Origin of the sequence: Pseudomonas sp. AB6 (assembly GCF_034314105.1) — a bacterium.
Taxonomy (GTDB): Bacteria; Pseudomonadota; Gammaproteobacteria; order Pseudomonadales; family Pseudomonadaceae; genus Aquipseudomonas.
The window spans coordinates 3,935,120-3,955,776 of record NZ_JAVIWJ010000001.1; the positions used below are offsets into that span (position 1 = coordinate 3,935,120).

General features: G+C 55.2%; 21 protein-coding genes. 7 read left to right on the forward strand and 14 right to left on the reverse strand.

The window, feature by feature from the left end; genetic code table 11:
* Positions 1-36: 36 nt before the first annotated feature.
* Entirely contained in the window at positions 37-753 is a 717-nt protein-coding gene (locus RGW60_RS18545) for a PA5502 family lipoprotein (protein WP_322205941.1), read from the forward strand.
* Positions 754-856: 103 nt separating this feature from the next.
* Here the strand turns inward: RGW60_RS18545 and katE are convergent, their stop codons facing one another.
* A complete protein-coding gene (gene katE, locus RGW60_RS18550; RefSeq protein ID WP_322205942.1) occupies positions 857-3,025 on the reverse strand; it encodes a catalase HPII in 2,169 nt (722 codons plus the stop codon).
* 356 nt (positions 3,026-3,381) lie between these two features.
* Between katE and RGW60_RS18555 the strand changes: the two genes are divergently transcribed.
* Genes RGW60_RS18555 through RGW60_RS18570 form a run of 4 tightly spaced genes read left to right on the forward strand, consistent with a single transcriptional unit; the run spans position 3,382 to position 6,375 of the window.
* Positions 3,382-4,389, forward strand: coding sequence for a methionine ABC transporter ATP-binding protein (locus RGW60_RS18555; RefSeq protein WP_322205943.1), 1,008 nt, complete (start codon positions 3,382-3,384; stop codon positions 4,387-4,389).
* Positions 4,389-5,063, forward strand: a complete 675-nt coding sequence (locus RGW60_RS18560; protein WP_322206969.1) for a methionine ABC transporter permease — start codon at positions 4,389-4,391, stop codon at positions 5,061-5,063. Before RGW60_RS18555 ends, RGW60_RS18560 begins: the two co-directional genes overlap by 1 nt.
* A gap of 53 nt (positions 5,064-5,116) precedes the next feature.
* Positions 5,117-5,890 (forward strand): MetQ/NlpA family ABC transporter substrate-binding protein, encoded by a 774-nt coding sequence (locus RGW60_RS18565; protein WP_322205944.1) that lies wholly within the window; start codon positions 5,117-5,119, stop codon positions 5,888-5,890.
* Positions 5,891-5,949: 59 nt separating this feature from the next.
* On the forward strand, positions 5,950-6,375 hold the full coding sequence (locus RGW60_RS18570) for a VOC family protein (RefSeq protein WP_322205945.1): 426 nt from the start codon (positions 5,950-5,952) through the stop codon (positions 6,373-6,375).
* 25 nt (positions 6,376-6,400) lie between these two features.
* Here the strand turns inward: RGW60_RS18570 and RGW60_RS18575 are convergent, their stop codons facing one another.
* Genes RGW60_RS18575 through RGW60_RS18595 form a run of 5 tightly spaced genes read right to left on the reverse strand, consistent with a single transcriptional unit; the run spans position 6,401 to position 10,334 of the window.
* Positions 6,401-7,033, reverse strand: a complete 633-nt coding sequence (locus RGW60_RS18575) for an SCO family protein (protein WP_322205946.1) — start codon at positions 7,031-7,033, stop codon at positions 6,401-6,403.
* On the reverse strand, positions 7,030-7,929 hold the full coding sequence (gene cyoE / locus RGW60_RS18580) for a heme o synthase (protein ID WP_322205947.1): 900 nt from the start codon (positions 7,927-7,929) through the stop codon (positions 7,030-7,032). The genes RGW60_RS18575 and cyoE overlap by 4 nt, the downstream gene beginning before the upstream one ends.
* A gap of 34 nt (positions 7,930-7,963) precedes the next feature.
* Positions 7,964-9,025 carry a COX15/CtaA family protein gene (locus RGW60_RS18585; protein ID WP_407074071.1) on the reverse strand — a complete coding sequence of 354 codons (1,062 nt, stop codon included), beginning with the start codon at positions 9,023-9,025 and terminating at the stop codon, positions 7,964-7,966.
* A gap of 9 nt (positions 9,026-9,034) precedes the next feature.
* Complete coding sequence (locus RGW60_RS18590) at positions 9,035-9,628, reverse strand: hypothetical protein (protein WP_322205948.1); 594 nt, start codon at positions 9,626-9,628, stop codon at positions 9,035-9,037.
* The gene (locus RGW60_RS18595) at positions 9,594-10,334 is read right to left on the reverse strand and encodes an SURF1 family protein (RefSeq protein ID WP_322205949.1); all 741 of its coding nucleotides are present in this window, start codon (positions 10,332-10,334) and stop codon (positions 9,594-9,596) included. Before RGW60_RS18595 ends, RGW60_RS18590 begins: the two co-directional genes overlap by 35 nt.
* 80 nt (positions 10,335-10,414) lie before the next feature.
* Here RGW60_RS18595 and RGW60_RS18600 point away from each other — a divergent pair, with 80 nt between their 5' ends.
* Entirely contained in the window at positions 10,415-10,618 is a 204-nt protein-coding gene (locus RGW60_RS18600; RefSeq protein ID WP_322205950.1) for a twin transmembrane helix small protein, read from the forward strand.
* A gap of 50 nt (positions 10,619-10,668) precedes the next feature.
* Here RGW60_RS18600 and RGW60_RS18605 read toward each other — a convergent pair whose 3' ends face one another.
* Genes RGW60_RS18605 through coxB form a run of 4 tightly spaced genes read right to left on the reverse strand, consistent with a single transcriptional unit; the run spans position 10,669 to position 14,937 of the window.
* Complete coding sequence (locus RGW60_RS18605) at positions 10,669-11,556, reverse strand: cytochrome c oxidase subunit 3 (protein WP_322205951.1); 888 nt, start codon at positions 11,554-11,556, stop codon at positions 10,669-10,671.
* A gap of 13 nt (positions 11,557-11,569) precedes the next feature.
* Positions 11,570-12,154: a cytochrome c oxidase assembly protein gene (locus RGW60_RS18610; RefSeq protein WP_322205952.1), complete on the reverse strand. Its 585-nt coding sequence runs from the start codon at positions 12,152-12,154 to the stop codon at positions 11,570-11,572.
* Between the two features lies 1 nt (position 12,155).
* A complete protein-coding gene (gene ctaD / locus RGW60_RS18615; protein ID WP_322205953.1) occupies positions 12,156-13,754 on the reverse strand; it encodes a cytochrome c oxidase subunit I in 1,599 nt (532 codons plus the stop codon).
* 55 nt (positions 13,755-13,809) lie between these two features.
* On the reverse strand, positions 13,810-14,937 hold the full coding sequence (gene coxB, locus RGW60_RS18620) for a cytochrome c oxidase subunit II (protein WP_322205954.1): 1,128 nt from the start codon (positions 14,935-14,937) through the stop codon (positions 13,810-13,812).
* Positions 14,938-15,324: 387 nt separating this feature from the next.
* Here coxB and RGW60_RS18625 point away from each other — a divergent pair, with 387 nt between their 5' ends.
* Positions 15,325-15,978, forward strand: a complete 654-nt coding sequence (locus RGW60_RS18625; protein ID WP_322205955.1) for a hypothetical protein — start codon at positions 15,325-15,327, stop codon at positions 15,976-15,978.
* A gap of 72 nt (positions 15,979-16,050) precedes the next feature.
* Here the strand turns inward: RGW60_RS18625 and RGW60_RS18630 are convergent, their stop codons facing one another.
* From RGW60_RS18630 to prlC, 4 genes are all read right to left on the reverse strand, one after another.
* Complete coding sequence (locus tag RGW60_RS18630; RefSeq protein ID WP_322205956.1) at positions 16,051-16,758, reverse strand: carbonic anhydrase; 708 nt, start codon at positions 16,756-16,758, stop codon at positions 16,051-16,053.
* Between the two features lie 157 nt (positions 16,759-16,915).
* Positions 16,916-17,974 carry a PA0069 family radical SAM protein gene (locus RGW60_RS18635; protein WP_322205957.1) on the reverse strand — a complete coding sequence of 353 codons (1,059 nt, stop codon included), beginning with the start codon at positions 17,972-17,974 and terminating at the stop codon, positions 16,916-16,918.
* A gap of 313 nt (positions 17,975-18,287) precedes the next feature.
* Positions 18,288-18,575 (reverse strand): YheV family putative zinc ribbon protein, encoded by a 288-nt coding sequence (locus RGW60_RS18640; protein ID WP_322205958.1) that lies wholly within the window; start codon positions 18,573-18,575, stop codon positions 18,288-18,290.
* Positions 18,572-20,623 (reverse strand): oligopeptidase A, encoded by a 2,052-nt coding sequence (gene prlC, locus RGW60_RS18645; protein WP_322205959.1) that lies wholly within the window; start codon positions 20,621-20,623, stop codon positions 18,572-18,574. Before prlC ends, RGW60_RS18640 begins: the two co-directional genes overlap by 4 nt.
* Between the last annotated feature and the right edge of the window lie 34 nt (positions 20,624-20,657).

Consider the following 20,657-nt stretch of genomic DNA (forward strand, 5'->3'; position numbering starts at 1 on the left):
ACTTGCTCGTTTTTTGCGCAATTAGAGAGTCGCAGGATGAAGCCGTTCACCTCCCGTTATCTGCTCCTTGTCGCATTTTCCATCCTGTTAGGCGCTTGCCAGACAGTGCCGATGGTCGAGTCCCCTGCGCCCGCTCCAGAGCCAAATGGCTTCGAGCAGCTTGGGCAAAACATTGCCAGCAGCGAATTAGCCACGGCTGAGGATCAGTTGGCAGCGCTGCAAAAACAGATGCCCAATGATCCCCGCATAGAGCAATACCAGCGACAACTGGCCGAGGCGTATTTGAAGCGTAGCCAAGTGGTGCTACAGAAAGGCGATATCAACGCCGCAGCCACAGCCTTAAGTCGTGCCCGCGTACTGATGCCTAAGGCGCCGGCACTCACTAGCGGCGTCAATGGCGCAATAGCTCAAGCACGTAAAGCCGAATTGGAAAAAGCAGAAGCAGAGCTAAAAGCGGCGGAAGCTAAACGCATTGCGAAGGTCATTGACCCTGCGGCAGAAAGCACATCAATTGCACTAAAAATCGGCGAAATGCGCGAACTACGTAGGCAGCTCGATGGGATTGCCGCCGACGTAACTGCCTTCAATTGCACCGTGACGCTACAGGTGCCGCGCACCGACGACTACCCTTGGCTCGCGACGTTGCTGACCAAGCGTGTGACAAAGATTAATCCCGACTTTGAATTGCAATTGGAAAGGCAGATTGATCGAAGCCAACCTGCCCATCTGATCCTCAAGCCCGCGAAGCTGTAAATCCCGAATTCGAAATTTTCTGTAGAAGCCCACTTGTTGGCGAAAGGCTTAATGCGGTGAGTCAGACCACCGCCTCGCTAACAAGTGGGTTACTACAGAACGATCATGCCGGAATCGCTTTAGCCTTAGGCTCTCGCGCCCACACGCGGTGTTGTGCAATCGCGGCAAAAAATGCTTTGAACAGCTTGCCATTCTTGCTCACTAACAATCCGTCGTCCGCATCCAAGTGAAGAACGTCCAGCAACTGGCTGGCCTCACCACTCAAGGCGATGGCTTTCAAGTGCTTATATGCCTCCAACAAGAAGTGCAATGCCACACCGTTGGTGCTTAACGCGGTCACTGAGTCGGCGCCGCCGGGTACGAATACCGCATCAAACGCCACAGAAGGCATGCCTTCCATAGACGCATCCACAGGCAGGAACTGACCATCGGCGGTCTTGATCGGTGCAGACGTAGGGCCAAGCAGTTTGGCGTGCGCACCCTCCGCCTCCAGTGCCTTCTTCAAGGCGTCGATAGCCGCACCGTCAACACCGTTCGCAGCCAGAATCGCCACTTTGCGCGAAACAATATCGCCAGACAGCAAGTTCACCTGACTCAAGGCAGGCGACTCTGTGACCGATACCGTATGGGGTGTGACCGTACCCGAGGTAGGCGCAGAAAGTCCGAGGTTGGCAGCTACCCGTGCCGCCAGTTCTAAATCAATGTTTGCCAGAATTTCATTGATCTGCCGCGCGCGAATCGATTCACGTTCGACCTTACCTAACTCGAAACTGTAGGCGGCGATAATGTGCTCTTTTTCGTGATGGCTCATGCTGTTGAAAAACAGCGTCGCCTGAGAGAAGTGATCAGAAAACGATTCGCTCCGACGCCTTACCTTGTGCGCCTCTAGACGCTCGGGATAAGTCTCGAAACCACCGTCCTGCGGGGCCGATGGCGTTTCTTTAGGCCAGCCACCGTCGATGGAATTAGGCTCATAGGAAGCCCGGCCTTTGTCGATGGTCATCCTATGCAGCGCGTCGCGTTGGTCGCTGTGATTCGGCGCAAGCGGACGGTTTATCGGGATTTCGTGGAAATTCGGTCCACCAAGTCGGCTGATCTGGGTATCAGTGTAGGAAAACAGCCGACCTTGCAGCAGTGGATCGTTGGAGAAATCGATGCCTGGCACCATATGTCCTGGGCAGAACGCGACCTGCTCAGTCTCGGCAAAAAAGTTATCCGGATTGCGGTTTAGCACCATCTTGCCCAGCGGCGTTACCGGCACCAGCTCTTCGGGAATAATTTTGGTCGGATCGAGGATGTCGAAATCAAACTTATGCTCGTCCTCTTCGGCGACGATCTGCACACCGAATTCCCACTCAGGGTAATCGCCGGTTTCGATCGACTCCCACAGGTCGCGACGGTGGAAGTCGGTGTCTTTACCGGCCAATTTTTGTGCTTCATCCCACAGCAGGGAGCAGACGCCGAATTTCGGCTTCCAGTGAAACTTGACGAAGCTCGACTTACCTTCGGCGTTGATTAAGCGAAAGGTGTGTATCCCGAACCCCTGCATCGTCCGCAGGCTCTTCGGAATGGCGCGATCAGACATGGTCCACAACACCATGTGTGCAGATTCCGGAACCAACGAGACGAAGTCCCAAAACGTATCGTGGGCAGAACCGCCGGTTGGGATTTCATTGTGCGGTTCAGGTTTTACCGCGTGGACGAAGTCAGGGAATTTGATCGCGTCTTGAATAAAGAACACCGGCATGTTGTTGCCAACCAAATCGAAGTTGCCTTCCTCGGTGTAGAACTTGACGGCAAAACCCCTGACATCACGCACCGTATCGCCAGAGCCCCGTGGCCCCTGGACCGTAGAGAAACGCGCGAACACCGGGGTCTTTTTCCCAGGATCCTGCAGGAATCCTGCCTTGCTTAGCAGCGCATGATTTTCGTAGGTTTGAAAATAACCATGCGCGGCTGTGCCGCGTGCATGCACGATGCGCTCTGGAATTCGTTCATGGTCAAAATGCGTGATTTTTTCACGCATGATGAAATCTTCAAGCAAAGACGGGCCGCGATCACCGACTTTGAGCGTGTTTTGGTTGTCAGAAACCTTTACGCCCTGATTGGTACGCAAGGCTTGCCCAGTGGCGTCAGATCGAAACTGATCAAGGCTTTCAACTTTCTCATTGGTGTTGCCCCGATCCAATGTGTCGGTGCCCGCCATCTGGCTGCTCACAGGGTTAGAATTCGCATGGGTTGTCGTGTTGGTTATGGTCTTCTTAGTGGCCATCAGACTAAATCTCCTGGGACTCAGGTCACCCGTCAACTGGGTCGTTACGGATGTAATCGGGATTGACTCTCCTGGCACGTAACTCAGGAAACGCCGGTGTCTATTAATGACTAAGAACGAAATAAGCCGTTCCGAGTATTTTGCGACCTTTGGTCTGCTCGCCAATGGATGTCCGACTCAGATTCCCGATATTGCCGTTTCGTCAGTCCAGTATGAAATTAATGCTAAGAACCTCCCGCCGGACAGGCTAAAATGCGCGCCCGGCTCACCCAGTCGGTGTTTGTTGGTCGTAAGAACGCCTGGGCATTCGGCACTTTCACCAGCCTTTTTTACCGCGCCCCCACAAGGTTCGCTACGTGATCGAGTTTCATAACGTCCACAAAACCTATCGGGTTGCGGATCGGGACATCCCCGCTTTGCACCCCACCAGTCTGCGGGTCGAAGACGGCCAGGTATTCGGCCTGATCGGCCATTCCGGCGCCGGCAAAAGCACGCTTCTGCGGCTGATCAATCGCCTGGAAACACCGAGCGGCGGACAAATCGTTGTCGATGGCGAAGACGTCACCGCTTTCGACGCCACTGCCTTAAGGGGTTTTCGCCGCCAAGTCGGCATGATCTTTCAGCATTTCAATTTGCTGGCGTCCCGGACTGTCGCTGATAACGTCGGTATGCCGTTGACCCTTGCAGGCGACATGACGCGCAGTCAGATTAGTGCGCGTGTGGCCGAGTTGCTGGAACGCGTCGGCCTGGCCGACCAGGCGAAAAAATACCCAACTCAGTTGTCGGGCGGGCAAAAGCAACGCGTTGGTATTGCGCGCGCACTGGCGACTAAACCAAAAATACTGCTGTGCGACGAAGCCACTAGCGCCCTGGATCCGCAAACCACGGCGTCGGTGCTGCAACTGTTGGCTGAAATCAACCGAGAGCTGAAACTGACCATCGTCCTGATCACTCACGAGATGGACGTTATCCGTCGCGTCTGTGATTACGTGGCGGTAATGGATGCGGGAAAAATCGTCGAACAGGGTCCGGTGGCGGATGTGTTTCTGCACCCACAGCACCCGACAACCAAGCGTTTTGTGCAAGAAGACGAGCAGATCGACGACGGCGAGCTTCGTGACGACTTCGCCCATGTGCAGGGCCGCATCGTGCGTCTGACCTTTCAGGGAGAATCCACTTACGCGCCGCTGCTGGGCACCGTGGCTCGAGAGACGGGCGTCGATTACAGCATCCTTGCTGGCCGCATCGACCGCATCAAAGATACTCCGTATGGGCAACTGACCTTGGCCATCACCGGTGGCGACATGGAGGCGGCGTTTGCCCGCTTCACCGCCGCGGATGTCCACATGGAGGTGCTGCGATGATGGACACTCTGGTGAATCTATTCTCCAACGTCGATTGGTACGAAATCTGGATCGCTACCGGCGATACGTTGGTGATGCTCGTTATTTCGCTGGCCTTCACCGTGCTGCTGGGCCTGCCGCTGGGGGTGTTGATGTTCCTGACCTCGCCACGCCAGCTGTTGGAAAACCATCGTCTGTATGCCACCGTGGCGCTGTTGGTCAACATGCTGCGCGCGCTGCCCTTTATCATCTTGCTGATCGTGATGATGCCCCTTACAGAGCTGATCACTGGCACCTCGCTGGGTGTTCTCGGCACCTTGCCACCACTGGTGGCCGGGGCTACGCCATTCTTCGCACGACTGGTCGAAACCGCGTTGCGCGAAGTTGACAAGGGCATCATCGAAGCGACCCAAGCCATGGGCGCAACGACTCGGCAGATCATTATCAAAGCGCTGTTGCCCGAAGCGCGGCCTGGCATTCTGGCCGCGATTACCGTGACCGCCATCGCCTTGGTGTCATTCACCGCCATGGCCGGTGCCGTGGGTGCAGGCGGCCTTGGTGATTTGGCGATTCGTTATGGTTACCAACGCTTTCAGAACGATGTGATGTTCGTCACGGTCGTATTGCTATTAGTCCTGGTGCAGATCCTGCAAACCGTCGGCGACAAGCTGGTGGCGCACTTTACCCACCGCTAAACCTAGACAGCCAAGGCCTTCTCGAACGAGGGGGCTTTTCACGGAGTTGATGCATGAAAAAGCTTATCGCAGTGTTCGCCGCTTTAGTTGCTCTGAGCGCCCACGCTGATGAAACCTTGGTTGTGGGCGCCTCGGCCGTACCCCACGCGGAAATTCTCGAAGTGGTCAAACCGATGCTGGCCAAAGACGGGATCGATCTGCAAATCAAAGTCTTCAACGATTACATCCAGCCCAACGTGCAACTCGCAGAAAAACGCCTCGACGCTAACTTCTTCCAGCATCAACCGTACCTGGATGAATTCAACAAAGGCAAAGGCACCGATTTGGTGGCCGTCGCCAAGGTCCACGTCGAGCCACTGGGCGCTTACTCCAGTACCTATAAAAAGCTCGATGAATTACCGGACGGCGCGACCGTAGCCCTGCCCAACGACCCCACCAATGAAGGTCGGGCGCTGTTGCTGTTGGCGAAGGGCGGCTTGATCACACTGAAAGACCCGACCAACATTCTGTCGACACCCAAAGACATTGCGGATAACCCAAAGGCGCTGAAATTTCGCGAGCTGGAAGCGGCCACCTTGCCTCGCGTGTTGACCAGCATTGATCTGGCGCTGATCAACACCAACTACGCATTGGCGGTGCAGTTGGACCCAACCAAAGATGCGTTACTCATCGAAGGCAGCGACTCGCCTTACGTGAACATCTTGGTCGCTCGTCCGGACAATCGGGATTCGATTCCGATGCAGAAGCTAGTCGCCGCGTTGCACAGCCCGGAAGTTAAGCAATTCATTCTTGAAAAATATCAAGGTGCGGTCGTTCCGGCGTTTTGATCTAAGCGCCATTGGCCTAAACTCAGGGCACTCCGTATCCCTGATTGAGGTTGTTTGTCATGGCGCTGTCCCCTTTCCATTTGGCAATCCCTGTTCACGACCTCGCCGCCGCTCGGCATTTCTACGGCGAGGTGTTTGGCTGCGCCGAAGGCCGCAGCAGCGAGCAGTGGGTCGACTTCAATTTCTTCGGCCATCAACTGGTTATCCACCAACAAGCCAAAAGCCCGGCCCAGGAAAAAGCCCTAAGCAATGCAGTGGACGGCCACGACGTGCCGGTGCCGCATTTTGGCGTTGTGCTGGATTGGGAAGAATGGGAAGCGTTGGCTGACCGGCTCAAAACACGGCAAACCACATTTGTGATCGAACCCTATATCCGCTTTCAGGGCCAGGTCGGTGAACAAGCCACCATGTTCCTCTTCGACCCCTGCGGCAACGCGTTGGAGTTCAAAGCCTTCAAGGACATTGGGCAGATGTTTGCCAAATAAGAAAACACCCACCCTTATTAATTATTTACTCCCGAACCAACAACCGCGGCAGTTGCTCGACCATTTTCTTGTTATTCAACGGCGAGCGAATGAAGCCGCGTTGGGTGCCGTCCGGGCCGAGGAGGGCAAGGTTGCCGCTGTGGTCGACGGTGTAATTAGGCTTGCTGGTGTCGGCTGGAATAAACGGGATACTTACCGCGTTGGCGAGTTTCTGGATGTCTTCAACCGGTGCTGTCAGGCCTTGGAACTCGGGGTCGAAGTAGCCGAGGTATTGTTTAAGCTGTTGTGGCGTATCCCGATTAGGGTCAACGCTGACCAGTACAACTTGTAATTTGCCGAGCACCTCGTTGGGCAGTTCTTTTTTAATCTGACGCAGTTGGGCAAGGGTGGTCGGGCAAATGTCCGGACAGAAGGTGTAGCCGAAAAACAGCATCGTCCATTTGCCTTTCAATTGAGCGATGGATACTGCTTTGCCGTCCTGATTTGTCATCTTAAGGTCAGGCAGGCTACGGCTGGTGGGCAGCAAAATGATCCCCGCATCAATCATAGCCGTCGGATCGCCCTGACCTCTGTTGGACAACACCTGATTAACCGTAAGGCCCAGAACCAAGGCCACAATCGCGACCAGAATAAAAACCGTTTTTTGAACTCGAGTCATAGATTCAACAATAAGTAGTGATCGACGAGCAGCGCAATGAACAACAGGAACAAGTAATAAATAGAGTACTTGAAGGTGTTGATAGCCGCGTGCGGTTTGATGCCACGGTACAGCACCCATGACATCCACAGAAAGCGCGCACCCAAACCTAATGCGCATAGCAGATAAAGCATGCCGCTCATATGAATGACATACGGCAGCATACTGACCGCTAACAGCACCATTGTGTACAGCAGAATATGGACCTTGGTGTAATGCTCGCCATGAGTAACCGGCAGCATCGGAATGTCCGCTTTGGCGTATTCCTCCTTGCGATGAATTGCCAGCGCCCAGAAATGCGGCGGGGTCCAGGCGAAGATGATTAGCACCAACAATAGCGACTCGGCACTCACATGGCCGGTGGTAGCCACCCAACCGAGCAACGGCGGCGCTGCGCCAGCGAGGCCTCCAATCACGATGTTCTGCGGCGTCGCACGCTTCAGGAATCCGGTGTAGATCACTGCGTAACCCAATAACGAAGCCAGCGTCAGCCAAGCCGTCAGTGGGTTGGTAAACGCAAGCAACAAGGCTTGGCCCGCCGCCGCCAGCAACAGAGCAAAGGTCAAAGCAGCAGCGGGGGTTACACGGCCCTCGGCCAACGGCCTTTTTTTGGTACGCGCCATCACTGCGTCGATACGTCGATCCACTACATGATTAACCACAGCCGCGCCGCCCGCGCAAAACGCGATCCCCATATTGCCAAACACCAACACGGTCCACGGCACGCCCGCGCGAGTGGCGAGAAACATCCCGACCAGAGACGTGATGAGCATCAGCACCACCACCTTCGGCTTGGTCAGTTCAAGGTAATCCCGCCAGATAGCCTGATGGTGTTGCTCGCGGACTAGAGTAGTCACGGCATCTCTCCTTATCGTTATTATTGTGTGCAGGCTATTTACCCGGATGCAGATACCCGTGCCCATGGTCCATTGCTTCAATGCCAAGCCGAGGTGTAGTTCTGGTTGCCCAGCTCCGCGCCGACCTGGCGCGGTAGTTCACCAGCGTGACCGCTAACATCAACACGGCGCCCCCAACGTTATGTGCCACTGCAATCGGCAGCGGCAGATGAAAGACCACATTACTAATACCCAACGCAACTTGCAGCCCCAATGCCATCACCACCAATGACGCCATGCCTTTTAGCCCGGCCCGTTTGAGCTGCCACGCCAGCACCAGCAACACCAAGGTGACTAGCAGCGCGCCCAATCGATGGGTGATGTGAATCGCTGTGCGCGCATCACTGTCCAATTGCCCGCCCAAGTAATTCGGGCCAATGTGTTGGGTCAGACGAAAACCGTTGACGAAGTCCGCTTTGGGCCACCATTGGCCATGACACGTTGGTAAATCAATGCACGCCACGGCCGCGTAGTTGGAACTGACCCAACCGCCCAAGGCGATTTGCGCCACCACCAACACCAATCCCAGTGCGGCCAAATGACGCAACCGCGGGGGCAACTCTGGCAGCGGAGCTAAAGCGCCAGATAACCGCAGTGTTAGCAAAAACAAAAGGCTTAACGTGGCGACCCCTCCCAGCAAGTGAGCCGTGACCACCTGCGGCCAAAGCTTGAGGGTCACCGTCCACATACCAAACGCCGCTTGGGCAACCACCACCCCAAGCATCACCATCGGCAACTTGAACGGTTGCCCCTCATGATGCCTACGACGTAACGCTTGTGCCGCTAGCACAATGATCATCAACGCCAAGCTGCCCGCAAAATACCGGTGAATCATCTCATTGCGGCCCTTATGTGGCTCTACCGGCGTATCGGGGAAGTGCAGTTCGGCATGTGCCAGCTGTGCCTCGGTGTTAGGCACACTGATAAAACCGTAGCAACCCGGCCAGTCAGGACAGCCTAGACCGGCATGCGTCAGCCGGGTAAAGGCACCGAGTACGATCACAGCCAGCGCAAGCAGCGTGGCAAGTAAAGCGAGGCGAAATCCAGGTCTGGCCATTACGATGCCCTATCCGATGTTCGACAGTTTCAACAGTTGGCGTAGATCGTTGAGCAAGTCCTTGCCGTTAACCTTGGCGTCGTAACGCAGTACCAGGTTGCCGTGGGGATCGACGATCCAAAGGTGTGGCGCTTCCGCGCCGGGTACAGCCTTGTTGTAAAGCGACAAGTCCAACGGATAGCGTTGTAATTTTGGATAATCGCGAGCCAGTTTGGCGCTGTAATCGGCACTTAATGGCTGGCCAACGGCCAAACCGTGACTGGCCCGCGCAGCATCCTGGCCCAGCCCGATATTCAGTTGGCGCGCCAAATAAACAAGGTGTTGGCAATCCGCCTCGCAGTTCTGCGGCGCACTGACCAACAACTGCCAACGCTGTTCATCCGCCTGTACTCCAAGCTCTGCACGGCTTTGACCGTTGCCGATCATCTCACCGTGAAAACTGCGGGTGTCCGGGACCCAAAACTGGAGCTTGTACATGCCGGTGGCGAGAACCATTGGGCCGATTGCGATCAATGCAACTAAAATAAGCTGCAAGCGGCCTTTACGACGCGATGTTGGCGGACGTGTTTCAGACATGCTGATTGGATTCATGGCTCGTCCCATGCTTTTTCTCCTTGGCGTTGCGATACCCCAGATACAGAAACAAACCGAACAACGCTGCGGCCATGGCAAACCACTGAACGGCATAACCGAGGTGTTTCTCCGGCCCCATAGCCACCACAGGCCAATCAAGCTGATACGCTGCTGGCCCAGGTTCGAGCCGTAATTCGTCGGCAAATCCTTCTCGACCGAGTTCATCCCAGAGTTTTGCGGGATTAACCGCCGTGACCAATCGGGGCCAAGGCGCGCCCACAGGGTCCGCGCCTAACTGAAAGGTTGCGCCAGAGGGCATGTAAACCCAGGCGTTTAAATTCAGCACTTGCTCTGGCGTGTTAAAAACCGGCGGCGTGCGCCGGGTAGGCCAAGGTAGCCAGCCGCGATTAACCCATAACCAAAGTCCGCTAGCCTGATCATGAAAAGGTTGAATTAACTCAATGCCGCCGCGACCGCCACGAGTGCTGTTGTCCAGCATGAGGCTATGCGCAGCATCGAATTGACCCCGCAGTTGCACCCGTCGATAAGCCGGATCGACGGTTTGTTCCAGCTGGGTACTGGTGATGGGTTCAGCTATTCGACGTTCGGCAAATTGGTTGAGCAACACGCGCTTCTCCTCTCCCCGGTCTAGCTGCCAGAAACCCAGAAATATCAGCAGCGGCAGCAACAGGAAAACCACCACCGTGGGCGCCATGCCGGGTTGAAAATGTTTCATGGCGCCTCCGATTCTGTCGATTGGCGACTGTCTATACTGCATGGCATGTCTTCCCACCCGACTCGTCCCGGAGTTGCATCATGCTCAAAGCGGCGATTGTTCTAATGCTCGTTGCCACGATGATCAGCCTGTTCAGCGGCCTGTTTTTTCTAGTCAAAGACGACAGCAGTTCCAACCGAGTAGTTAAAGCGCTAACCGTACGTGTTTGCCTCGCCGCGATCACCGTTATCTTGATCGCCTGGGGCTTTTACAGCGGTCAACTGGTGTCACATGTGAGCTGGTAAGTCGTTCGTCAATACGTAGGGCCTAAAGCTACCGGCAGATGATCCGGCGCTTAAAGCACATAGACGAAAACAAACAAGCCAATCCACACAACGTCGACAAAGTGCCAATACCAACTGGCCGCCTCGAAGCCGAATTGATGTTCGGCGTCAAAATGCCCGCGCATCACTCGCATCAACATGACAAACAGAATGATCGTGCCGATGGTGACGTGGGCGCCGTGAAAACCGGTGAGCATGAAAAACGTAGCGCCGTAGATGCCCGAACCCAAGGTCAGGCCCAGTTCGTGATACGCCTCCATGTATTCGGTTGCCTGCAACATCAAAAAGCTCAAGCCCAGTAACACGGTGATCGCCAACCAAATTTTTAGGGCGCCACGGTGGCCTTTTTTCAATGCGTGGTGAGCAACTGTGACCGTGGCGCTGGAGCTGACCAGCAGGACGGTATTGATCAGCGGCAAGTGCCACGGGTTAATCACCTCTTTCGGACCAGGAAAGAGCTTTGGGTCAGGTGGATTCATTAGCGGCCAGGCGTAGTGAAAGTTCGGCCAAAGCATGTGCGCCACACCCTTAGAACCTTCACCGCCCAGCCATGGACCGGCCCAAGTGCGCACGTAGAACAGCGCGCCAAAGAATGCGATAAAAAACATGATTTCGGAGAAGATAAACCAGCTCATTCCCCAGCGAAACGAACGGTCCATTTGCGCACTGAACAACCCCGAACGGCTTTCCTTGATAACGGTTCCAAACCAGCCAAACAGCATGTAGGCCAACAACAATCCGCCCACAAAAAAGATCAATGGTCCGTGGGATTCGGGACGTGCCGCCTTCAGGTCGTTGAACCAGGTGCCAAGGCCAAACATCGTAGTGAACATGCCGACCGTAGCGATAATCGGCCACTTGCTTTGCGCGGGAACGTAGTAATGCTCGTGAATTGCCATCTTATTGTTCTCCTTATCGGGCACCCTTGGTTGCAAGGTCTTGGCCGTCATTGCTGGCGACTTTGGCAACTGGCGGCGAGCGAGCGGTGATGTCAAACAGCGTATAAGCCAAGGTCAGTTGTTTCACGTCTTTGGGTAATTCGCGATCGAGGATGAAGCGCACCGGCATTTCGATTCGCTCGCCCGGCTGCAAGGTTTGTTGTGTGAAGCAAAAGCATTCAGTCTTGTGGAAATACACCGCGACTTCGCCCGGCGAGATGCTCGGGATTGCCTGCGCTTTCATCACATGGTTGGTCGGGTTATGCGCCACGAACAGCATCTCGTTGACCGCGCCGGGGTGTACGTCCAACACATCGCCCTTTGGGTAGAAGTCCCAAACCATGTCGCTGTTGTTGCTCGATAGAAATTGCACCTGCACCTGACGACTCTGATCAATCACTTGGGAGCCTTCGTATTTATCGCCGGTCTTGCCATTGATGCCGAGCGCCTTGCACATCACGTCATACAGCGGCACCAACGCGAAACCGAACGCAAACATCAGCACCACCAACATCAAGAGGCGGATGACCAAGCGCCGGATTGAACGCTGTTCGTCCATGTCACTTCACTTCTGGCGGCGTGGTGAAGGTGTGATACGGCGCGGGGGATGGAATACTCCATTCCAATCCATCGGCACCATCCCAAGGCTTGGCTGGCGCTGGAGGGCCGCCGCGAATAGTTTTGATCACGATGAACAGGAAGAAGATCTGCGTAGCACCAAAGGTAAATGCTCCGATGGACGACACCATGTTGAAATTTGCAAACTGTAAGTTGTAATCGGGAATACGCCGTGGCATGCCAGCTAGCCCGAGAAAGTGCATCGGAAAAAACGCGACGTTCATGCCGATAAAGGACAGCCAGAAATGCAGCTTGCCCAGCGTTTCGTCGTACATGTGCCCGGTCCATTTCGGCAACCAGTAGTAAGCCGAGGCGAAGATTCCGAAAATTGCACCCGGTACCAGCACGTAGTGGAAGTGCGCCACCACGAAATAGGTGTCCTGATACTGGAAGTCCGCAGGAGCGATGGCCAGCATTAGCCCAGAAAATCCGCCGATGCTGAACAAAATCACGAAGGCAACAGCGAACAACATCGGCGTCTCAAAGCTCAGCGAGCCTTGCCACATGGTGCTAACCCAGTTGAACACCTTCACCCCGGTGGGCACCGCAATGAGCATTGTGGCGTACATAAAGAACAACTCACCCACTAACGGAATGCCCACTACGAACATATGGTGCGCCCATACGATAAACGACAGAAACGCGATGCTTGCCACCGCATAAACCATCGAGGTATAGCCAAACAGCGGTTTACGCGAAAACGTCGGGATGATCGAACTGACCGCGCCAAACGCCGGCAGGATCATGATGTACACCTCAGGGTGCCCAAAAAACCAGAACACATGCTGGAACAACACCGGATCACCACCGCCCGCCGCGCTGAAAAAACTGGTGCCGAAGTGGATGTCCATTAACATCATGGTCACGCATCCAGCCAGCACTGGCATCACCGCGATCAATAGAAATGCCGTGATCAGCCATGTCCAAACGAACAACGGCATCTTCATTAACGTCATGCCGGGCGCGCGCAGGTTGAGGATGGTCGCAATCACGTTGATCGCGCCCATTATCGAACTGATGCCCATCATGTGAATGGCAAAAATGAAGAAGGTCACACTTTCCGGCGCGTAGGTTGTCGACAACGGCGCATAGAAGGTCCAGCCGAAGTTCGGGCCACCACCGGGCATAAATAACGTCGAGATCAAGAGCAAAAAAGCCGCCGGAAGTAGCCAGAAGCTGAAGTTGTTCATCCTCGGCAGCGCCATGTCGGGCGCGCCGATCATCAACGGGATCATCCAGTTGGCAAGACCGACAAACGCGGGCATCACCGCGCCAAACACCATCACCAGACCGTGCATGGTGGTCATCTGGTTGAAGAACGCCGGCTCGACGATTTGCAGTCCGGGCTGAAACAGCTCTGCGCGTATCACCATGGCGAACGACCCGCCGAGCAAAAACATACAGAAGCTGAACCAGAGGTACAGCGTGCCAATGTCCTTGTGGTTAGTGGTCAGTACCCAGCGCATCAGGCCCTTCGCGGGGCCATGCGCATGGTCATCAACATGGCCCACGTGGCCATGGTCATCGATCACTGCACTCATGATCTGTCTCCTGCAAAACAGTCTGCGAAACGACGTGATTCAGCCATGGACGAGGTCATTTCGCGTCCGCCTGTTTCAGAGCCAACACATCTTTGGGGGTGACCATGTCGCCTTTGTTATTACCCCAAGCATTGCGCTCGTAAGTAACCACCGCCGCAATATCCACTTCTGAAAGCTGTTTACCGAACGCCGCCATCGCCGTACCGGGACGACCATGGAACACGGTGTTCAGGTGGCCTTCTTTGGGCCCGGTGACAGTTTTCGAACCCTTAAGCGCCGGGAACATCGGCGGCAGGCCCTGACCTTCCGCCTGATGACAAGCCACGCAGGTGGTGTGATAAACCTTATCGCCACGGGCCACCAACTCATCCATCGTCCAGTCTTTACTGGTCAACTCCTTGAGTTTGGCGCTTTCAAGTTTGCGCCCCGCCAGCCAAGTGTCGTAGTCAGCCTGAGTCTTGGCTTCCACCACAATCGGCATGAAGCCGTGGTCTTTGCCACACAATTCTGAACACTGACCTCGGTAGATCCCGGGTTTATCGACACGGGTCCAAGCTTCGTTGATGAACCCCGGAATGGCGTCGCGCTTGACTGCAAACGCTGGCACCCACCACGAGTGGATGACGTCAGCAGCGGTCACCAGAAACCGGATTTTCTTTCCCACTGGAATAACCAATGGCTCGTCAACTTCGAGTAAGTAGTTTTCGCCCTTGGCTTCTTTGTTGTGTATCTGCGCAGCAGGGGTAGCCAAGTTGCTGAAAAATTCGACGTCTTGTCCTAGATATTTGTAATGCCACTTCCATTGATAACCGGTTATCTGGATATCGATATCCGACGCACCGGTATCGTACATTTTGATCATGGTTCGGGTGGCAGGAATAACCATTACGATCAAAATCACCAGCGGCACAATTGTCCAGGCAATTTCAACTCGCGTACTCTCGTGAAACTTGGCGGCCACTTGCCCAGTAGAGCGCCGATGAAGAATCATCGACCAAAACATGGCCCCAAAAACGACGATACCGATCACTACGCATATCCAGAAAATGGTCATGTGTAAATCGAATATCTCATGACTGACTTCGGTCGCTCCTGGCGCCATATTCGTCGTCCAAGCGGCCTGCGCCTGATTGAATATTGACGACAACAGCAAGCCCATCCAGACATATGGATGTCGCATCATTGCGGGTTCCCCTTATCGTTCTTGTTATCCCGCCGGCTTTCACTTTCATCTGCGGCCAAGGGAGCGGCTGTCAAGAATGGTGGCTTGACGGTCGGGCCAAAGCTGCGAATTCATTCGGGCGTCGCCGGTTAATCTTCCTTCAACCCCGAGTATAGACAGCGCTTGAGACCTCGCAATGTGCTGACGCAAAATCTCGTTAGCTGGCTAAATTGTCGATTCGCAGCTATGAGGGGCGCACAATGCGTCGACAAAATGAAACTGCTTATATAGGTCACCCACAAACGTGTGAAGTTGTTATGACAAATGCGTCTGAGAGAATTTTATAAGCAGGCTACCGTATGACTTCGTTTTGCTTTTTGCCTTATTTCATTACGTTCAGGAGTTTTCATGAACACCGCCGCTTTGCGCGAGCAGATTCAACAAGCGCTCCAACACGAGGCCGATACCGGTCAATTGTCGCGTCAGCTTGAAACTCAGTTGCCACACCTGCACCCCGCCATTCACGTCCCTGAATTAGATGCGAAAGGCGTTTTGACACGCTTTGTAGCAGCTTATATTGAACTGGTTCCCGACTTGCTAGAGGCTGCCAATGCGGTGGCTATCGAGGCGGGCATTGAAGCGCAGATCAAACCTGTCTTGAAGATCGCCGAACAGTTTTTTCTTCAACCGCCCGCGATTATGGCCGGTCATGAAGGGTTGGACAGCTTGCTAGACGAAGCCTATCTAGCCCATCGTCTGGTTGAGGAGGTAAACGACCTCTACATCAAGCACTTTGGTCAGCCGCTGATTCCCTCGAACACCACCGTGGCGAGCGTTATTGCCCATCAGTTGATCGGCGAAGCTTTTGCTAACCAGCTAGACGAAGCTGTACACCATGCGGTGGATGAAATGCTCGACGAAGATAGCTTCGCGCTAGAGTCAGTAGAGGCGTATCGCGAACGCCTTAAGAGCCCTGACACCGAAGCGGCGTGGAAGCGCTGGCCGAGCCTGTCGCGCCAACTGGGCGTCGGACTCGATTTGGACACGTCACAAACGCATTAAGGGCAAGACTGCGCCCGCGCACGACTCAGCCGACTCACACGCCGGGGGTCGTGCGCAACCTATTTGCAAATGCTAGAAACGCGACTTGGGCGTTGCCACCGGAATAGGGTGCGAGCCATCAAGCGGCAGGAAACAATCCTGTTCGGCGTCATAAGCCAGAATGTCACTGGTTTCAATGCTGTAAACCCAACCGTGAATAAACAACTGACCGCTGGCCATCTTCGATGCCACTGACGGATGCGTACGCAGATGCTGCAACTGCGCGATCACGTTTTCCTGAGTCAGTACGTGCATGCTCTCCTGCTCATCTGCACAGTGGCAATTGTCTTCGACAACCGTCTTCGCCACTTCGGCATGCCGCAGCCACGCTTTGACCGTGGGCATTTTTTCAAGGGTTTGTGGGTTAAGGACAGCGCGCATCGCGCCGCAATCGGAATGTCCGCAAATAATGATGTGCTGCACGCCCAAGGCGATCACCGCGTACTCGATGGCAGTTGAAACGCCACCATTCATCTGACCATAAGGCGGCACAACGTTACCGACGTTGCGGGTAACAAACAAATCGCCCGGAGAACTTTGGGTAATAAGCTCCGGCACGATCCGTGAGTCGGCGCAGGCAATAAACATCGCGCGCGGCCGTTGGACAGTGGCCAGGCTTTTGAAGAGCTCCTCCTGTTTCGGGAAAACTTCATGGCGAAAATGCAGAAATCCATCAACGATATGCTTAAGCGCTACATCGGCGCTTTCCGCAGCCAAGGGCTGTTTGTCAGTGCCACTCATGGTAATCGTCTCCAAGGGAACGTGACCAACTGGCCACTTTGACTGAACCGTACTGGCATAAGCTTAATTGAAACTGAAGCGACAGAGTTTCCAACACTGCGATAAGGGCCCAAAGACCTTCCGACAATGGCGAGTCTGACATTAAAGGGCACGTACATTACAACAACGACATCTGCCCTCCAGGCGGGCAAAACGCTTCGCAATCCAAGCTGAGACTCTCCCGATGATTCAACCCAAGACGCTTCACTGCAACGTTGTAGCGCTGGGCCAACAGATCGGCGAAGGGGCCTTGACCTCGCATACGCACGCCAAAGCGACTGTCATACAACTCGCCACCGCGAACCTGCCGGATAAGGCTCATCACATGCGCCGCCCGTTGCGGGTAGTGAGCGTGCAGCCACTCTTCGAACAGCGGAGCAACTTCCAGCGGCAATCGCAGCATGACGTAGCTAGCACTCAATGCGCCCGCCGCTTTGGCCTCGGCCAACAGGCTCTCCAGTTCACTGTCATTGATCATCGGGATCATCGGCGCGCACAACACGCCGACAGGAATACCCGCCTGGCGCATAACCCGAATTGCCCTCAACCGGGCCTTGGGCGCCGCAGCGCGGGGTTCAAGAATGCGCTTTAGCTCGTCATCAAGGGTCGTCAGACTAATAAACACAGACACCAGGCGCTGTTTGGCCAACTCCGCCAGCAGGTCAAGATCGCGCAAAATCAACGAACCTTTGGTGATGATCGTCACCGGATGCCGATAGCGCAGCAGAACCTCAAGCAGCGCCCGGGTGATTTTGTACTCGCGCTCAATCGGCTGATAAGGATCGGTGTTAGAGCCCAGGGTTATGGGCGCACAACGATATCCCGGCTTGGACAACTGTTGCTCAAGCACCGCAGCAGCATTGGTTTTGGCGATCAGTTTGGTTTCAAAATCCAGCCCCGGCGACATATCCCAGTAAGCATGGCTGGGCCGGGCGTAACAATAAATGCACCCGTGCTCACATCCTCGATAGGGATTGATTGACCGATCAAATGGAATATCCGGTGAAGTATTGCGGGTAATGATCGTCTTCGCCGTTTCGCTACGCACTTCAGTGCCCTGGGTCATTGGCACTTCTTGGTACCAACCATCGTCCTCGGCTACGGATCGGTTGGGCGCAAAGCGATTGTAGGGATTGCTCGCAGTGCCACGACCGCGAGGGGGCAGGGAGATAGACATACGATTTTCCACTTACTGTTTATACATACAGTATCGTCGAATAAGGATTTTCTCCACAAAAACCTGAGCACGACTGCACCGAGCTTTAATGCCAGGCGAGCTTTAGACGCGCGCTCGCTCGCGATGGATCGCAAAACGCTTCCGATAGCTGCTTGTTTCAGCTGAAAGATTGTGTTGCTGCTTTTACGACTGCTGCGTAGCCGATTGCGGGCAAGCCCTCAGGTTTCGCGTTTTATCTGACAGAGCAAGCTCCCCCAAAGATTCTGGAATCTTCTAAGGGGGATTCATTCGCGAGTCGTGATGCGGGACGTTATTAGTTCGGCTCAACCGGCTTTTTCAGCTTCGGATTAGGGAAGAACTGCACGCCCTGCACCTTAGGGTCAGCCACTTTGGCCGGCGCCGTATTGACCCGAGTGCCCAATTCCTTGGGCACCGATAAGCCTTGCTCGTTGAGTGTGTCTGAGTAACCACAGCTCACGCATTCGCGGTGAGGCACGTCGTTCTCGCTCCACATCATCAACTTGTCCGGCTCGCTGCACGCCGGGCAAACAGCCCCGGCAATGAAGCGTCGTTTGGTGATGGTGACGGGTGTATCGGTCATGCTGCCGCTTCCTCACTCAAGCCTGAATGGCGCAACAGGGCGTCAATCGACGGTTCACGTCCGCGGAAGTCCACGAACAGCACCATCGGCGCCTGTGAACCGCCACGCGCCAGGATCGCGTTACGGAACGCGCGGCCGGTTTCGGCGTTGAATACCCCGTCTTCTTCGAACTTCGAGAAGGCATCGGCTGACAACACTTCCGCCCACTTGTAACTGTAGTAACCCGCCGCGTAGCCTCCAGCAAAGATGTGCGCAAAGCTGTTGGGGAAGCGGTTATAGGCAGGCGGACGCATTACCGACACTTCGTCGCGGATATTTTCCAGCACCTGCGCCACGCTTCGACCATCGCCGTGGGTCGCATGCAGTTCGAAGTCAAACAGCGAAAACTCCAGCTGACGAACCATCATCAGCCCAGACTGGAAGTTTTTCGCGGCGAGCATTTTTTCCAGCAAATCCTGGGGCAGCGCTTCGCCGGACTGGTAATGCGCGGAAATCAGCGCCAAGCCTTCAGGCTCCCAGCACCAGTTCTCCATGAACTGGCTAGGCAACTCCACGGCATCCCACGCCACACCGTTAATACCGGACACACCGGCATGTTCAACGCGGGTCAGCAAGTGGTGCAGGCCATGGCCAAATTCGTGGAACAGGGTGGTTACTTCATCGTGGGTCAACAACGCAGGTTTACCGCCGACGGCTGGGGTGAAGTTGCACACCAGATTCGCCACCGGGCTTTGCAGCCGGCCTTCAGCGGTGCGACGACGGTCACGGGCACCGTCCATCCAGGCGCCGCCACGCTTGTTGGCGCGAGCGTAGAGGTCGAAGAAGAAGCGCCCGACGTGCTGGCCATTCTCTTTGATTTCGAACAGGCGAACATCCGGGTGCCAGGTGTCGAATCCTTTCTGTTCAGTGATTTCGATCCCGTACAGACGCTGCACAATCGCAAACAGGCCGCTCAGCACGTTGTCGATGGGGAAGTAGGCGCGCAGGGTCTCCTGAGAAACGCTGTAGCGCTGTTCACGGAGTTTTTCCCCGTAGAAACCGCTGTCCCAGCTTTGCAGGTCGTCACAACCTTGTTCGGCCGCGTAGGCCTTGAGCTGCTGGAGATCCTGAACAGCAAACGGCTTGCTGCGCTTGGCCAGATCACGCAGGAAACTCAGCACCTGATCGCTGGATTCAGCCATCTTGGTCGCCAGGCTCAGTTCAGAGAAACTGGCAAAACCCAACAGCTGAGCCAATTCCCGACGCAGGTCGAGGATCTGCTCCATGACCGGGCCGTTGTCATTCTGCCCAGCGTTCGGGCCTTGGTCCGACGCACGGGTGCAGTACGCCGCGTAAAGTTCTTCACGCAGGGCACGGTCTTCGGCGTAGGTCATCACCGCGAAGTAGCTCGGGAATTCCAAGGTGATCAAATAGCCGTCGAGGTCTTTGGCTTTCGCCGCTGCGGCCATCTGCGCTTTGGCCGAGTCGGTCAACCCGGCGAGGGCTGCTTCGTCGGTGACGTGCTTGGTCCAGGCTTGAGTCGCGTCGAGCAGTTGATTTGAGAAATGGCTGCCCAATTCGGACAACTTGGCCTGCACCTCGGCATACCGCAGCTGCTGTTCTGGCGGCAAATCGATACCCGACAAACGGAAATCGCGCAACGAATGCTCAAGAATGGTTTTCTGCGCGACATCAAAACCCGCGGCTTCAGGACCATTGGCCAACGCCTCGAAGGCCTGAAACAATTCCCGGTTCTGGCCCATTTCGGTGGAGTAAGCGCTCAATGCGGGTAGACAAGACTCGTAAGCCTCGCGCAACTCGGGGCTATTGCACACGGCATTGAGATGGCTGACCGGACTCCAGGCGGCACCCAGACGGTCGTTGAGCTCGTCCATCGCCAGAATCAGCCCGGCCCAAGTCGGCTGTTTACCCTCGGTCACGAGCAGCTCGGTAATCGCCTTGCGGTTGTCGGCAAGAATCTGTTCAATCGCCGGTTTGACGTGCTCGGCACGAATGGCGGAGAACGGTGGCAGGTCATACGGTTGTAAAAGAGGGTTGTTCGCGCTCACGGTTAAACACCTTGGCTTGAGGAAACGTGGGTCC

Coding starts and splice junctions, on each gene's coding strand:
- RGW60_RS18545 (WP_322205941.1), top strand. CDS start 37: ATGAAGCCGTTCACCTCCCGTTATCTGCTCCTTGTCGCATTTTCCATC.
- katE (WP_322205942.1), bottom strand. CDS start 3,025: ATGGCCACTAAGAAGACCATAACCAACACGACAACCCATGCGAATTCT.
- RGW60_RS18560 (WP_322206969.1), top strand. CDS start 4,389: ATGGACACTCTGGTGAATCTATTCTCCAACGTCGATTGGTACGAAATC.
- RGW60_RS18565 (WP_322205944.1), top strand. CDS start 5,117: ATGAAAAAGCTTATCGCAGTGTTCGCCGCTTTAGTTGCTCTGAGCGCC.
- RGW60_RS18570 (WP_322205945.1), top strand. CDS start 5,950: ATGGCGCTGTCCCCTTTCCATTTGGCAATCCCTGTTCACGACCTCGCC.
- RGW60_RS18575 (WP_322205946.1), bottom strand. CDS start 7,033: ATGACTCGAGTTCAAAAAACGGTTTTTATTCTGGTCGCGATTGTGGCC.
- RGW60_RS18585 (WP_407074071.1), bottom strand. CDS start 9,025: ATGGCCAGACCTGGATTTCGCCTCGCTTTACTTGCCACGCTGCTTGCG.
- RGW60_RS18590 (WP_322205948.1), bottom strand. CDS start 9,628: ATGGGACGAGCCATGAATCCAATCAGCATGTCTGAAACACGTCCGCCA.
- RGW60_RS18595 (WP_322205949.1), bottom strand. CDS start 10,334: ATGAAACATTTTCAACCCGGCATGGCGCCCACGGTGGTGGTTTTCCTG.
- RGW60_RS18600 (WP_322205950.1), top strand. CDS start 10,415: ATGCTCAAAGCGGCGATTGTTCTAATGCTCGTTGCCACGATGATCAGC.
- RGW60_RS18605 (WP_322205951.1), bottom strand. CDS start 11,556: ATGGCAATTCACGAGCATTACTACGTTCCCGCGCAAAGCAAGTGGCCG.
- RGW60_RS18610 (WP_322205952.1), bottom strand. CDS start 12,154: ATGGACGAACAGCGTTCAATCCGGCGCTTGGTCATCCGCCTCTTGATG.
- ctaD (WP_322205953.1), bottom strand. CDS start 13,754: ATGAGTGCAGTGATCGATGACCATGGCCACGTGGGCCATGTTGATGAC.
- coxB (WP_322205954.1), bottom strand. CDS start 14,937: ATGATGCGACATCCATATGTCTGGATGGGCTTGCTGTTGTCGTCAATA.
- RGW60_RS18625 (WP_322205955.1), top strand. CDS start 15,325: ATGAACACCGCCGCTTTGCGCGAGCAGATTCAACAAGCGCTCCAACAC.
- RGW60_RS18630 (WP_322205956.1), bottom strand. CDS start 16,758: ATGAGTGGCACTGACAAACAGCCCTTGGCTGCGGAAAGCGCCGATGTA.
- RGW60_RS18635 (WP_322205957.1), bottom strand. CDS start 17,974: ATGTCTATCTCCCTGCCCCCTCGCGGTCGTGGCACTGCGAGCAATCCC.
- RGW60_RS18640 (WP_322205958.1), bottom strand. CDS start 18,575: ATGACCGATACACCCGTCACCATCACCAAACGACGCTTCATTGCCGGG.